The organism is Providencia sp. UF-183 (assembly GCF_058246155.1).
The window spans coordinates 1-12186 of sequence record NZ_JBSICD010000039.1 but is presented as its reverse complement, the minus strand read 5'-3'; the positions used below and the strand labels follow the sequence as shown (position 1 = coordinate 12186).

The window sequence follows — 12186 nt, the reverse complement described above, 5'->3', positions numbered from 1 at the left end:
TTTTTTTCATTAGACATAATTAATACTCCACACAAAATTTAGATAATAAGAGTCCGTCTCTTAATAAAGAGAATTAAATCCCTTGGTGTTGGTTAAATAGTTACTCTGTTTTTTCTTTGTATTTTAATAATTCGATTAATAACTCGATGGTATTAACCATATGAAACATAAATACAGCATTTGTGTGCCGATAGCGAAAAACCTTATCCCCGTCACAGTCTATTTCTATTAACGGTTTGATATTTTTAAAATCAAAATCATCTGTAAGTTTAAAGCTAATATCAAAGGTGCTTAATTCAATTAAACAAACTTTAAAATGACTATCAATTGAATCTTTAACTTGCTCACGGATTAAATTAAGTTCAGCATCATATTTTAGGGTTTCTAGCTTTTTATCAAGCTTACGTTGTAGCAAAAGGAAGTTACCAGGATAAAGGTCATGACCGAAGCATTCTGCTGGTGGTTCATTATCAATGTGGTTAGATAACCGTGTTGTAATCCCATTTTTTGCATCATCAATGTGAAAAGTTTCAGTCTTTACAGTGCCACAAGCTTTCACTAAACTGCCTAATAGCGCTTGGTGGTCTGGCTTTCGCGTTGTAGACACAAACAGGAAACCTTTTTTAACATGGTAAAGAGCAGTGATGATTTTTGTTTTAGTTAAAGCGACCTTTAGCATTTCTTCTATTGCAATATGCTTTAATTCAGCTTCAAGAAAATCATCGATACCTTGTTCTTTCAATTTCTCAATTCGTCTATTTACCTCAAATGCGATAGCCGCTTTAGGGAGTATCTTTTCATCAATACGAAAAGTAATAATATAGCCACCTTCAATTGGTGTAACTAATTCACCAGTGATTTTATTCGGAATAAAACCATAGCTAATGGAATGCGATTCTAAAATATCAACAAAAGGTAATTCTTTTAAATGTTCTTCTAAAGCTTCGGCACTGGGTAATTCAGCCTTAAAAATAACACAGCTAGTTATTGGGAAACGTTTCATTTGTTTTTCCTCAAGTATAATTAACTCCACACAATAAATAAGACCACTGACAATATGCAAAGACATATTACCTAGTATGGACTGACATAAAGTCAGTGGCCTTATGTATTATGAAAAAGGGCGGTGCGATACCGCCAAAAACTACAAGGGTCAATCACTAGCAGTGGCAATACTATTTTCAGCTAAGATACGCTGATAAATTTCTTCACGATGTACAGCAACATCTTTTGGAGCTTCAATACCAATTCGAACTTGGTTACCTTTAATGCCTAACACAGTAATTTTAATATCATCACCAATCATTAAAGTTTCACCGACTCGACGAGTTAAAATAAGCATTCCCATACTAAGCACTCCACACAGTTAAAAGGTTGCCTGAACTAACTTATCCACATCAGGCGGCTGTGGTTCCTGCTATTCCCCAACAGAAGGAACTTTGTTATATTCGAATTCCCCAACAATTTAGGATAAGTCAAATGTCTAATTACATTAAACTAGCCAAAGAAATAAGAAAGCGAGTTTATAAGTCTTATGGAATCAAACTTGTAACTCCAGAACATTTTGATGGAAATGTTCTTAGAGCGAATTCTGCAGTTGCAATGCTTTATTCCGTCGAGGTTTTTATCGATTTCCAAAATAGCTTAAATAAAAGTCCATTTGAGAGACTGCCGGGCATAAAAATGTTGCGTCATGCAGCCTTCCGTAAAAAATTAGCAACTATTGAGTATTTAGACGATGCCAATCTAGAACAGTTGGTATTTCTTCTTTTTGAAGACCTAAACCCAAAAGATTATCAGCCCGAAGTTTTGAGTGGTTTAGAGCAAAAAGAATACCCGCTATCTCGCCTGGGAGTTGATTGGTCTCAAGATGTAGACTGGACTCCGGGTGAGGGACAATGGATCCTTTCAGGACTTTCTCATCCATCAGATTACGAATAGCAGCAGCAGCTTCGTCAACTTTATTGGCAGCAGATATAGCATTTAAAGTTCTATTTCTTGCTGCTAGATATTCCTCATAAAGAAAAGCCACTAACTCTTTTGCTGATAATTTAGCCGCATACACGAAAGGCTTGTCACTATACGGCATTACTTGAAGTTCTTCATTTTCAGCCGTTGAATGCAATGCCACTTCATCGCTAGCAATAGTTCTACTCTCTAATTTCCCAATATTTCTTGCATCAATAGTAAATTGAGAAACAATTGCTTCATCAAGAAGTTCTGCATTGTCACCAGCTAAAGTTTCAATAACTTTATTCAGAAATGATAATGCTCCAATCGTGTTGCCATTATTTACATCATAAAAAGAAACGGGAGCGCCATTAACAACAAGCTCAACTATCTTTTTATTTTCGCTAGTTACTCCACACATACCTAATACCCCACACAATTGAATTCAGTTAAGCACTAACAGTAACTGCACACATATCCATGCACTCTGCAATTTCTTCGTCGAGCTTTTCGAGTTTAGATTGCAGCTCATCACGTTCATTGCGTAGTTTTTGCAGGTTATTAATTTGTTTGGCTTTTTCTAGTATCCACTCGCGCACATCATCCTGCGACATTGGCACACTAAAAGTAACGATTGGTTCATTTGAATTGGTTTGCATGAGTTTCTCCTATTTCTTGCGTGAAATAAGAATGCAACTAAAAGTAGATGATGTCAACAACTAAAAGTAGAAAATTTTAACGAAAAAAAACTGGCAATGGCCAGTTCTTAGTTTTAAGCGAAAACTTTTAAGCTCATGGGGAGGCTTCTTAATAATTTTCCATGAAAATACACTTCAAACATTTCATGCTCATCGAGATAGAATGGAGGGTAAAAGTCATTATCTGAGATAACCGCTAGCTTTCTTCCTTTAACTCTTTGTAAGCGCTTTATAAATGTTGAATCTTCAAAGTTAAAAACGTATATACCATCGCCAGTAAAGTGGCTTATATTTGTGTCGACGAATAGGAGATCTTTAGGGTTTAGAGTGGGAATCATACTATCCCCATCAACATTAATAATAACCACTCCATCTAAAGTAGTTCTTCCAAATAGCTCGTATATTTTATCTGTTGGGATTTCAATTGAGCGTATCACCTCAGGAAAGGGGTTGTTAATATAACCGTGCCCAGCTGAGGCAAATACTTCAACCTGCCTTACTGTAACAGTGTCAGATGTCTTATCTTCTACTCTTGGTAAGCTGCCATCTATCTCAACACCATAATCTAAGTAGACAGCCGTTGATTTCACAGCCCGAGCCAATAATTCCATCTTATCATCTCTAGGTTTGGCAGAACCAAGGGTATATCTTCGCGCCATTTCATACGACACGCCTAGTTGTTCTGATAATTGCTTAACATCGACATTAGCGTCAGACATTCGCTCAGTAAGCCTTTCGGCAAATTTAGAGTATTTTGCTTTTTCTACCATAAGTAGAAGTCTATCGCTCAATTTAGTGACTGTCATTTCTATTTTAAGTTGTTTTTATTCTCTACTTTAAGTAGTATGTTTTTACTACTTATCGGAGAAAGAAGTTATGCATCAAGAAAATATTACTGAAAAAGCTATTCGGGCTGTTGGTGCGCCTTCAGTTGTTTCCAGAATGTTTGGGTTTGGCTCCCCGCAATCAGTATTTAACTGGATAAAGAAAAATAAGGTTCCGGCAGAACGAGTGATTCAGCTTTGCAAGTTAGCTGGCTGGGTAGTATCCCCTCACGAACTAAGGCCGGATCTTTATCCTAATAAATCAGATGGTTTACCGAACGATACCAAAACCAACTAACTGAGTTAACTACCAACAAAACAACGGAATTGTAGATATGTGCAAACAAACATTAAAAGAAGTCGTGAAAGAGATGTGTAAAGCATTCCCTGGTGGTCGTTCAGCAATGGCGGGTGCGTTGGGTATTTCTGAAACTACTTTCAATAACAAGCTGTATGAGAAAAACGGCTGTCGCTTCTTTGAAAATGATGAACTTGAAGCGATTGAGGAACTATCAGGCACTAAGTTGCTGGTGGAGTATCACATGGAGCGTCACGGAATTACACCAGCAGTAAAAATTGAAGCTGAGAGTTTAGACACGGTTGAGTTATTTGATATTCAAATACGCCTTGGTGCAATGCAGGGGGCTTTAAGCGTTTTAATCAAAGACAGTATATCTGATGGTGTTTTGACACCAGAAGAAACGAAGGCTATCTACCGAAAGATGGAAAAAGTCTTTGCTTATGCGCTTGGGTTTGTTGGTTCTTTGGAAAGTGTTTATGGGATTAAACCATGATGAGCATAGCTAGAAAGGTTGACGCCTCAGATATGCGGTCCGAGGCGTCGAGAACGCTAACAACTTTAGTGTGGAGTAATTAGCATGAGCAGTTTAAACCAATTTCAACCTAAAAAGCAATTCCGCTGCTTGCCAGTATCGAAATGTGGTCCGTTTCAATATGTAGAGATCATAACCTCAGCCGACGAGTCGGGCAACTACCAGACCAAGCAGGAATTGGTAGGCAGTAAAGATCTAGAAGATGTCTGGGATAAATACTATTTCCGTAGTGGGAGAGGGGAACATGTCCAATGAAAAGCATAAGAACCTCAATCGTTACTTCAGAGATAAGCGGGGTCGTATTGTCCATGTTGTTGAGTGGGACAAACCAAGGCAACGGGTTGTTTTCATGCTCGACGATTATGAGCACCCCTGTTTTGAGCCCCTCGAACAATTCAAAAAATATTACACAGAAGTCGAATAGGTAACAGCATGAGCGTAAAACTATCAAGTTATGTATGGGATGGCTGCGCAAGTGCAGGTTTAAAAATAACCTCTGTTGCGATTATGGCCCGTCTCGCCGATTTTTCAAATGATGATGGAGTTTGTTGGCCATCGGTACCGACTATTGCTCGCCAAATAGGCGCGGGTGAAAGCACAGTGCGTACAGCTATCAAAAGTTTGGAGAAAGCAGGTTGGTTATCAAGTGAAAAACGCCGTAAAGGTAATCGCAATGCGAGTAATATCTATCAATTGAATGTTGATAAATTAGCTTCAGCGGCAATGGCTGCACTTTCTCAACCGTCAGTTTCTGATACGTCAAATCCTGACGCATCAAATTCTGTTGCATCAAAATCTGTCCCGTCAGAATCAAGCAAAAATAACCGTTTTGACCCGCCAGAATCTGGGGGCGATCCGTCAGTAACTTCAATACATGATCCATCAGTAACTAACTCTTCGTCGCAGAATTCTAACGAATCCAGCGACCAGTCAAAAATTGATTTTTTAAATCGTTACCCAGAGGCGGTGATTTACAGCACTAACTTTCAAAAATGGGGCTCAGCCAATGACCTCAAATGCGCGGAATGGTTATTTGAGCGCAAGTGCGAGGTATTCAAAGAACTTGGCCTGAAAGAACCTAAAGCCCCAAACCTTACTGATTGGGCTAACGAAGTTCGCTTAATGGTGAGTGTTGATGGCCATAGTCACAAAGAAATATGCCAGTTTTACAAACGTGTTAGCCAAGACGATTTCTGGAAGAAAAATGTTCAGTGCCCAAGAACACTGCGCAACCAATGGGATGACCTCGCATTGCGTTTATCTGGTGAGCAAAAAGTGAAAGTCGATGCAGTTGAGCGTGATGAAGCATTTACGCGGATCATCGGTTCCCGTTCAAAACCCCAAAACCGCACCGAGGAAATCGCAAGTGAACTGGCTGGAAAATCGGGCGTTCGTCGCATGACTGATTTTGTAGGTCGCAAGGCATGGGCAGGTATTTGGCAGCAGGCAGCAGAGCAAGCAGCGAAAGAGGTGACAGCATGATGCGTAGTGAAACTAAAACAATTTACGGCGTTGACGTATTAGGCATGATTGCCATGTTCAAACAGCTGCGTAAATGGCGCACTATTCGCAAGCTTCGCAACAGATGGAATCAATCTCGTCGTGATTTAGTTACATGTAGGAAGTTTCGCCACTTAAATCATTATGCTGACGATTTTCAAGTTCAGCAGCGTTATAAGCATATGCGCGAGTATGTTAAATCCCACCAGCAGCGGGGTTCATTACAATGATTAACGTATCTAGTTTCTCTGGTGGTCGTACTTCAGCATTCATGGTTCATTTGCTTGAACGCAAAGCTGCAAAAGAAAATTTAACAATTAAACATGTGTTTATGGATACGGGCGCAGAACATCCTAAAACCTATGAGTTCATTCGTAATGTGGCCAAAAACTGGAATATTGACCTTGTTTGCCTGCGACTTGTCATTGATCCAGAACTTGGTAAGGCAAATACCTATAAAGTTATTTCAGTCGATGAAATTGGGCATGACTTAGAGCCGTGGATAGATGCCTGCAGTAAATACGGCACTCCATACGTCCATGGTGCGTTTTGCACTCGAACGATGAAAACAGAGGTATTTACTCGCTACTGCAAAGAAACTTACGGCGATTACCACACATGGTTAGGTATAAGAGCTTATGAACCAAAGCGATTAAAAGAGCGTGATGGCGTTTCATATCTTGCTGATATTAGCGAAGTAGAAAAACAAGACATTCTCGACTGGTGGAAAGAACAACCTTTCGATCTAGATTTACCTGAGCATCTAGGTAACTGCGTTTTTTGCGTTAAAAAGAGTATTAATAAAATTGCTTTAGCAACGCGTGATGAGCCAGAGCTAGCTAAGCAATTCTTAAATGTGATTACTGATAACTCAGTGCATGTTGTAGAACGCAGACAACAAGAAAATAAAATCATGTACCGAGGCAATAATTCGCTTGAGGGCATTATTGCAATGTTTGCGGATCATTCTCGTGATGATATAGCGGCAACTATTCGTGGTGCTGGTGGTTATGATGCTGGCTCATGCAGTGAGTCATGCGAGCCATTACTATGCGAACTGGAAGAAGAACAAAGCGAGTATGTTAAAAAACTCAATTTGTTGAAGTCAAAGCCTACACATAAATTAAATGAAATTGGGGATCAGTGGCAATCACCTGAAAACCTAGTGTGTGGCATTAATTCAATTTATGGCCCATTCACCCTAGACCTATTCACTGACGGTGAAAATAGTAAGGCACCTCATTTCTATACCGCGGAAGATAACGCACTCACGCAAGATTGGTCAGCGAAGTTAAAAGAAATTGGCGGTGTTGCCTTTGGTAACCCTCCGTACTCCCGTAGCTCATATCACGAAAAACAGGCAATCACAGGCGTTCGTCACATTATGTCTCATGCTTCAGCAATGCGGGAACTAGGTGGTCGATATGTCTTTTTATTAAAAGCGGCAACGAGTGAAGTGTGGTGGCCAGAAAATGCAGATCACATCTGTTTTATCCGCGGGCGCATTGGTTTTGATGTTCCGAAGTGGTTTATCCCCGCTGATGAAAAACAGAAACCAACTGGTGCATTCTTTGCTGGGGCAATTGTTGTTTTCGATAAAACATGGAATGGAAAAGCATTTGATTACATTAGCCGCGAAGAGTTAGAGCAGCGCGGTAAGGCATTTATAGAGCAAGCGCAATGGTTAGCTAAAAAAATGGGGGTGGCTGCGTGAATAACACAATGGTTGAGATTCACCCTTGTAAATGTGGCAGTGAAGATCTGCATATTCTTACTCTCGAATACCGTACTTGGTTTTATGTTTATTGTCATAGCTGTGGGGCGAAAGGCCCTGCAGTAAATGATAAGCCATCAGCAGTAGCAATTTGGAATAAGGTGGTGACAAATGGCTAGCAATAAATGCATGTTCTGTGGTGGTAAAGCAACCTTACTGTGTGATTTTGTTCTTGGTTTTGATGCCGATGAGGATGAAAACGGCAACATGATAACTCTTAGAAAAAATCATACCTGCGATGCTCCGATGTGTCGTGAGTGTGCCACATGGCAAAGTAATATCTTTTTTTCTGGCCCTGCTGGGTTTATGGACACTGTAGACTATTGTCCCATTTGCCAAGATCTGTACAACAAGGGGTTTATGGTTCGTCGGCATAACGGTGGATTGCGCGAAGCTAGTTTTACTGTAGAGCAAGCAAAAATAATTCGCAAAGCCCATTGGAATAAGTATTTGAATGCTAATGGTAGAGAATTTTCTATCGTTGCTGGTGGAGGTCAAATATGTCTGGATCTTTAAGTCTTATCCTACCTTTTCCACCAAGTGTTAATGCTTGCTGGCGGAACATCAACGGTAAAACGTTAATCAGTGCAAAAGGGCGTGCATTTCGGGCTAGTGCAATAGCTGCTATTTATACCCAATTAAAGCCAAGGCCTAGGGTAATTACTGAAAACGTATCCGTCATTGTGAAGATGTTCCCACCCACTTATCACAGAAGGGATATTGATAACTATCTAAAAGCACCATTTGACGCCATCACCCATGCCAATATTTGGAAAGACGATGAGCAAGTTAAGCATGTTGATATCACTTGGTGTGAGGTAGTCAAAGGTGGTCGATTTGAAATTGAGATAAGGCCCCTTAATGCAGAAGTGGAGAAAATGTCATGAATCACCAATGGATATTAACCCCCATCATTATTCCTGAAGTTAAGGCTGTTATGTTTAGACCAGGAGCAAGCCTTAATATGTTTAATGACAGAATGCTGATCTCGACATTACCTGATGAATTAAAACATCAACCATCGGGTCTTATCTCTCTTTCTGGCCAATACCTCAGCGATTTGGTTGGTGATGAACGGGTATCAAAACCTGTATTAAATTTAACCATCGATCCCGAGCCACCAGCAAGCCTAATGCTAAAGCCAAAATTACAGCGCTGGATTAATGATAGCTACTTGCTGTGGGTAAAATCACAGCCATGTTGTGTCTGTAACTCTATAGCAGATGATGCTCATCATTTAATCGGTTACGGGCAGGGTGGTACAGGCACTAAAGCCCATGACTTTTTCACTATTCCATTATGTCGCATTCACCACAGCGAGTTGCATAAGGATCCAAACGAATGGGAAAGGGAGCATGGTTGCCAGTTGGTTTTGTTATTTCGATTCCTAGACCGTTCTGCGGCACTGGGTGTTTTCGGTTAATGCGTTGTGCGGAACGCAGGAGACTTTTTGCATGAGAGATATTCAGTTGGTTTTAGAGCGTTGGGGTGGTTGGGCTGCTGAAGGTAAAAGCCGCGTTGGTTATGCTTCGACTGCTGCGGGGTTCAAGGGATTACTATCAAACACAAATGGTGTTCGTCTTTCATGCTGTGATGATGACGGAATAATTATTGATTCAGCGGTTGGGCAACTAATAAAAGCGGGGAAAAAAGATGAATACGATTTAATAGAAAAGCACTACGTAAAGGATATTTCAAAATCAGCGATAGCAAGGGATATGAAGTGCTCGGAGGGTAAGATTAGGCAAAAACTCATGATTGCTGAAACCTTTATTGATGCCTGTTTAATTATGGCTGGCGCAGTCTTAGAAATGGATGAATGGACAAATAAAACAGTAATTGATAGCTAAATGCTTTTCGTTACGAATTTTGGGTGCTAATGTGATAAGAGTGAATACGTTGTCACCTAACTTATAGAATGAAACCTCGCCATCTGAGCGGGGTTTTTTAATGTATTAAAATTTAAGATTAGGATTATAATGATGACAATATATTGCTGATTGGAAAATTTCATAATGGAAATAACAACAACAAAAGAGTACGCCAAGGCACTAAAAGAGAGCGAAGATACAATTACGATAACGGGAGATCTAGCTAAGGCTACAATCAAAATTAAAGCAACAGGAAATGTTGCTTGGGCAGTAGCTTTGGGTTCGATAGCAATTGCTGCAATTGCCGCCTATGCAACAATAGGCACTGGTGGAGCAGCTGCACCAGTATCTGGACTGGCTGCGGTAGGTGGATCTGGCGCGGCGGTAGCAATACTTGGCGCATCTACAACAACACGTGCTATTGCTATTACAGTAGCGGCTGGTGGAGTTGGAGCATTAAAAAATTTAAGAAAATATAAAATCGTCGAAAAATCAAGCGATAGAGTTGTGTTGAAGTTAAAGTGATTCAAATTACATCCAAGCTTACTCTACTGCAGGGTTAATGTTAATAAATTTATTTATAGATCACGCAATGTGTAGTCTTTTTCTATTTGTAGATACGAATTTATAAGTGATCTTTACAGGTTCAACTATCCGGAAATTCCGGATAGTTCATACGTTCGGTTATCTCGAACAACCGGCTTCAAGGTTATTGATTATTCTTTTTAGGTGCATTTAATTGATTTATCGTTGATTTTTTCAATTTGGAATATTTTTTGGAATATTTTGTTGCTTAAAATGTTGTTGGTGATATTATGTGAATAACTAAACCAGTATGAGACAACAATTCAATGTCAACAATATCTAAAGAAGAAGCGTATGAAGCTTTGTCTCCATATTTCCCCTTGTTTTCAAAGGCTATTGATTCAGCGTGGAATTCATGGGTCAACAGTGATGTAGCTCCTAGAATGCAACATAAAAGGGTCAGGGCAAATGTTATATGGAATGACTACTTTTATTTTATGCTTAGGGAAATAGACAAGGAGGAGTATAAGGAAGTTAGGTTTGCCAAAATACCTTATATTCAAGGTTTCTCAGTAAATGCTAAATTTTTTATAAAGTTCAAGAAAGGAGACTCTAACTTTCTTTCTTCTAATTTACCAACACAAAATGCACTTAACTTCAATGATCCCAATATTGATATGTTTGGGGCTGAAGTTCGACTAGAGCTTCTTTACGTTTTAGATAAAGATGACATTTTTATTGATAAAATAGTTTTAGTTCAACGGAACGATAAGTATGTTGCTTGGGCTATCGATCTAACAGATCAATCTGTTGTTGATATTCCAGAAGTATTTACTCAAACCGAACCAGCGGAAACGCCAAAAAGAACAGCTAGGAAAGTAATTAAATCCAAGAAAACAGCAAAAGATATAAAGAAGGCTCAAAATGACCAACATGACTGATGTTAAGTCAATGGTACGTCCTGAACTTATAGAGCTAAGACGCAAGATGATGGGAATGAGTCAAAAAGAGTTAGCTTCTAGAGCTTCCATTACTCAGGGGACATTATCAAAGATAGAGCAAGGTCTCAGGCCGATATCAGACGAACAATTAGATAACATATCTACGGCGTTAGATTGTCCAGTGGGCTTTTTTACTCAATCAGAGCGTTTATATGGAGGCCCAATAAGTGCTAACCCGATGTTCAGGAAAAAAGCTTCGGTAAGCATGAAAACACTAGATAAATTGATTGCTGAAATAAATGTAAGAATAATTCATGTAAGGAAACTGTTGCAGTTTGTTGATTTTGAGCCTGAGTATCAACTGCCTTTTTATGATCCTGAAGAATATGAAGGGACAGTAGAACAAATAGCTAATAATGTTCGTAGAGCTTGGTATATCCCTAGAGGACCAATCAAGAATCTCGTTGATGTAATGGAACGTGCGGGAATTGTAATCATTGATTGTGATATGGAAGATACAGGGCTGTCAGGGGTTAGCTATAATATACATGGCCTACCACCATTGGTTTTTATCAATAAAAATCAACCAATGGATCGGTACCGATTTACTCTTGCTCATGAATTAGGGCATTTAGTTATGCATAAATCGCCAAGCCCAACAATGGAAACAGAGGCTGATCAGTTTGCGTCTGAGTTTTTATTACCAACAAGTGACATAAAGCAAGATTTAAAAGGTATAACTTTAGAAAAAGCTGCATATTTAAAGCCTTATTGGCGAGCATCAATGGCTGCATTGTTTTACAAGGCAAAGCAAACAGGAGCCATAACTCCTGGTCAAAGTGACTGGATATGGCGACAGATGTCTGCTAGAGGATATAGGACAAATGAGCCTATAAAATTAGATGTTAATGATGAAAAACCTACGCTGCAGGACGAAATGTTTGAATACGTGAAAGCAGAGTTAGGCTATGAAAAGGATGAGCTAACATCAATTTTGTGTTTAAATCCATGGGAAATTGATGAGCTTTATAATAATAAAGTCAGACACGGGTTACGCTTGGTAAAATAACAAATGCTATTTTCTATAAAGGTCACTTCGGTGGCCTTTTTTATTGTCTAAATTTCAACTGACTTCATTAATCCTCACTGGCTTTTATTGCTGGTGGACTTCTATTAAATCAAGAGAACAAATCATTTATGAGCACATCAATAGGGATAACCCTCGGTGCTGCTGGCGGTGGCGCGATGGGCGGTTTCCTTATTGGTGCCG

Annotated in this window: 19 protein-coding genes; 14 read left to right on the top strand and 5 right to left on the bottom strand. The window is 39.4% G+C overall.

What is annotated here, in order from left to right; translation table 11 throughout:
• Positions 1-100: 100 nt before the first annotated feature.
• The 5 genes from rdgC to AC4IFT_RS21785 all read right to left on the bottom strand — a co-directional run bounded on the left by rdgC (position 101) and on the right by AC4IFT_RS21785 (position 3418).
• Entirely contained in the window at positions 101-1003 is a 903-nt protein-coding gene (rdgC, locus tag AC4IFT_RS21805) for a recombination-associated protein RdgC (RefSeq protein WP_490752773.1), read from the bottom strand.
• A 150-nt stretch (positions 1004-1153) separates the two neighbouring features.
• Positions 1154-1342 (bottom strand): carbon storage regulator CsrA, encoded by a 189-nt coding sequence (gene csrA / locus AC4IFT_RS21800; protein ID WP_490752775.1) that lies wholly within the window; start codon positions 1340-1342, stop codon positions 1154-1156.
• A gap of 378 nt (positions 1343-1720) precedes the next feature.
• Positions 1721-2371 (bottom strand): hypothetical protein, encoded by a 651-nt coding sequence (locus AC4IFT_RS21795; protein ID WP_490752772.1) that lies wholly within the window; start codon positions 2369-2371, stop codon positions 1721-1723.
• Positions 2372-2399: 28 nt separating this feature from the next.
• On the bottom strand, positions 2400-2609 hold the full coding sequence (locus AC4IFT_RS21790) for a hypothetical protein (protein WP_094962334.1): 210 nt from the start codon (positions 2607-2609) through the stop codon (positions 2400-2402).
• Positions 2610-2722: 113 nt separating this feature from the next.
• Positions 2723-3418, bottom strand: a complete 696-nt coding sequence (locus tag AC4IFT_RS21785; RefSeq protein ID WP_283027176.1) for a LexA family transcriptional regulator — start codon at positions 3416-3418, stop codon at positions 2723-2725.
• A gap of 106 nt (positions 3419-3524) precedes the next feature.
• On the opposite strand from AC4IFT_RS21785, the gene AC4IFT_RS21780 reads away from it, so the two are divergent.
• The 14 genes from AC4IFT_RS21780 (at position 3525) to AC4IFT_RS21715 (ending at position 11985) form a co-directional block, all read left to right on the top strand.
• Positions 3525-3770 (top strand): transcriptional regulator, encoded by a 246-nt coding sequence (locus tag AC4IFT_RS21780; RefSeq protein WP_283027175.1) that lies wholly within the window; start codon positions 3525-3527, stop codon positions 3768-3770.
• A 37-nt stretch (positions 3771-3807) separates the two neighbouring features.
• Complete coding sequence (locus tag AC4IFT_RS21775; RefSeq protein WP_490752769.1) at positions 3808-4266, top strand: YmfL family putative regulatory protein; 459 nt, start codon at positions 3808-3810, stop codon at positions 4264-4266.
• A 283-nt stretch (positions 4267-4549) separates the two neighbouring features.
• On the top strand, positions 4550-4729 hold the full coding sequence (locus AC4IFT_RS21770; RefSeq protein ID WP_239407400.1) for a DUF4222 domain-containing protein: 180 nt from the start codon (positions 4550-4552) through the stop codon (positions 4727-4729).
• A gap of 8 nt (positions 4730-4737) precedes the next feature.
• Entirely contained in the window at positions 4738-5787 is a 1050-nt protein-coding gene (locus AC4IFT_RS21765) for a helix-turn-helix domain-containing protein (RefSeq protein ID WP_490752767.1), read from the top strand.
• A complete protein-coding gene (locus tag AC4IFT_RS21760; protein ID WP_490752765.1) occupies positions 5784-6035 on the top strand; it encodes a hypothetical protein in 252 nt (83 codons plus the stop codon). The genes AC4IFT_RS21765 and AC4IFT_RS21760 overlap by 4 nt, the downstream gene beginning before the upstream one ends.
• On the top strand, positions 6032-7519 hold the full coding sequence (locus tag AC4IFT_RS21755) for a phage N-6-adenine-methyltransferase (RefSeq protein WP_490752763.1): 1488 nt from the start codon (positions 6032-6034) through the stop codon (positions 7517-7519). The genes AC4IFT_RS21760 and AC4IFT_RS21755 overlap by 4 nt, the downstream gene beginning before the upstream one ends.
• Positions 7516-7698, top strand: a complete 183-nt coding sequence (locus tag AC4IFT_RS21750) for a Lar family restriction alleviation protein (RefSeq protein ID WP_238564435.1) — start codon at positions 7516-7518, stop codon at positions 7696-7698. The genes AC4IFT_RS21755 and AC4IFT_RS21750 overlap by 4 nt, the downstream gene beginning before the upstream one ends.
• Positions 7691-8095, top strand: a complete 405-nt coding sequence (locus AC4IFT_RS21745) for a hypothetical protein (RefSeq protein ID WP_490752761.1) — start codon at positions 7691-7693, stop codon at positions 8093-8095. Before AC4IFT_RS21750 ends, AC4IFT_RS21745 begins: the two co-directional genes overlap by 8 nt.
• The gene (locus AC4IFT_RS21740; protein WP_490752760.1) at positions 8080-8466 is read left to right on the top strand and encodes a RusA family crossover junction endodeoxyribonuclease; all 387 of its coding nucleotides are present in this window, start codon (positions 8080-8082) and stop codon (positions 8464-8466) included. Before AC4IFT_RS21745 ends, AC4IFT_RS21740 begins: the two co-directional genes overlap by 16 nt.
• Positions 8463-9002 carry a DUF968 domain-containing protein gene (locus tag AC4IFT_RS21735; RefSeq protein ID WP_490752758.1) on the top strand — a complete coding sequence of 180 codons (540 nt, stop codon included), beginning with the start codon at positions 8463-8465 and terminating at the stop codon, positions 9000-9002. The genes AC4IFT_RS21740 and AC4IFT_RS21735 overlap by 4 nt, the downstream gene beginning before the upstream one ends.
• 31 nt (positions 9003-9033) lie before the next feature.
• Entirely contained in the window at positions 9034-9429 is a 396-nt protein-coding gene (locus AC4IFT_RS21730) for an antiterminator Q family protein (protein ID WP_490752756.1), read from the top strand.
• A gap of 165 nt (positions 9430-9594) precedes the next feature.
• On the top strand, positions 9595-9975 hold the full coding sequence (locus AC4IFT_RS21725) for a hypothetical protein (protein WP_490752754.1): 381 nt from the start codon (positions 9595-9597) through the stop codon (positions 9973-9975).
• A 326-nt stretch (positions 9976-10301) separates the two neighbouring features.
• A complete protein-coding gene (locus tag AC4IFT_RS21720) occupies positions 10302-10916 on the top strand; it encodes a hypothetical protein (protein ID WP_490752752.1) in 615 nt (204 codons plus the stop codon).
• Entirely contained in the window at positions 10900-11985 is a 1086-nt protein-coding gene (locus AC4IFT_RS21715; protein ID WP_490752751.1) for a helix-turn-helix domain-containing protein, read from the top strand. The genes AC4IFT_RS21720 and AC4IFT_RS21715 overlap by 17 nt, the downstream gene beginning before the upstream one ends.
• Positions 11986-12186 lie beyond the last annotated feature (201 nt).

What these genes read in the sequence shown, in the direction of transcription:
- rdgC (WP_490752773.1), bottom strand. Translation starts at nt 1,003, where the DNA reads ATGAAACGTTTCCCAATAACTAGCTGTGTTATTTTTAAGGCTGAATTA.
- csrA (WP_490752775.1), bottom strand. Translation starts at nt 1,342, where the DNA reads ATGCTTATTTTAACTCGTCGAGTCGGTGAAACTTTAATGATTGGTGAT.
- AC4IFT_RS21795 (WP_490752772.1), bottom strand. Translation starts at nt 2,371, where the DNA reads ATGTGTGGAGTAACTAGCGAAAATAAAAAGATAGTTGAGCTTGTTGTT.
- AC4IFT_RS21790 (WP_094962334.1), bottom strand. Translation starts at nt 2,609, where the DNA reads ATGCAAACCAATTCAAATGAACCAATCGTTACTTTTAGTGTGCCAATG.
- AC4IFT_RS21785 (WP_283027176.1), bottom strand. Translation starts at nt 3,418, where the DNA reads ATGGTAGAAAAAGCAAAATACTCTAAATTTGCCGAAAGGCTTACTGAG.
- AC4IFT_RS21780 (WP_283027175.1), top strand. Translation starts at nt 3,525, where the DNA reads ATGCATCAAGAAAATATTACTGAAAAAGCTATTCGGGCTGTTGGTGCG.
- AC4IFT_RS21775 (WP_490752769.1), top strand. Translation starts at nt 3,808, where the DNA reads ATGTGCAAACAAACATTAAAAGAAGTCGTGAAAGAGATGTGTAAAGCA.
- AC4IFT_RS21770 (WP_239407400.1), top strand. Translation starts at nt 4,550, where the DNA reads ATGTCCAATGAAAAGCATAAGAACCTCAATCGTTACTTCAGAGATAAG.
- AC4IFT_RS21765 (WP_490752767.1), top strand. Translation starts at nt 4,738, where the DNA reads ATGAGCGTAAAACTATCAAGTTATGTATGGGATGGCTGCGCAAGTGCA.
- AC4IFT_RS21760 (WP_490752765.1), top strand. Translation starts at nt 5,784, where the DNA reads ATGATGCGTAGTGAAACTAAAACAATTTACGGCGTTGACGTATTAGGC.
- AC4IFT_RS21755 (WP_490752763.1), top strand. Translation starts at nt 6,032, where the DNA reads ATGATTAACGTATCTAGTTTCTCTGGTGGTCGTACTTCAGCATTCATG.
- AC4IFT_RS21745 (WP_490752761.1), top strand. Translation starts at nt 7,691, where the DNA reads ATGGCTAGCAATAAATGCATGTTCTGTGGTGGTAAAGCAACCTTACTG.
- AC4IFT_RS21740 (WP_490752760.1), top strand. Translation starts at nt 8,080, where the DNA reads ATGTCTGGATCTTTAAGTCTTATCCTACCTTTTCCACCAAGTGTTAAT.
- AC4IFT_RS21735 (WP_490752758.1), top strand. Translation starts at nt 8,463, where the DNA reads ATGAATCACCAATGGATATTAACCCCCATCATTATTCCTGAAGTTAAG.
- AC4IFT_RS21730 (WP_490752756.1), top strand. Translation starts at nt 9,034, where the DNA reads ATGAGAGATATTCAGTTGGTTTTAGAGCGTTGGGGTGGTTGGGCTGCT.
- AC4IFT_RS21725 (WP_490752754.1), top strand. Translation starts at nt 9,595, where the DNA reads ATGGAAATAACAACAACAAAAGAGTACGCCAAGGCACTAAAAGAGAGC.
- AC4IFT_RS21720 (WP_490752752.1), top strand. Translation starts at nt 10,302, where the DNA reads ATGTCAACAATATCTAAAGAAGAAGCGTATGAAGCTTTGTCTCCATAT.
- AC4IFT_RS21715 (WP_490752751.1), top strand. Translation starts at nt 10,900, where the DNA reads ATGACCAACATGACTGATGTTAAGTCAATGGTACGTCCTGAACTTATA.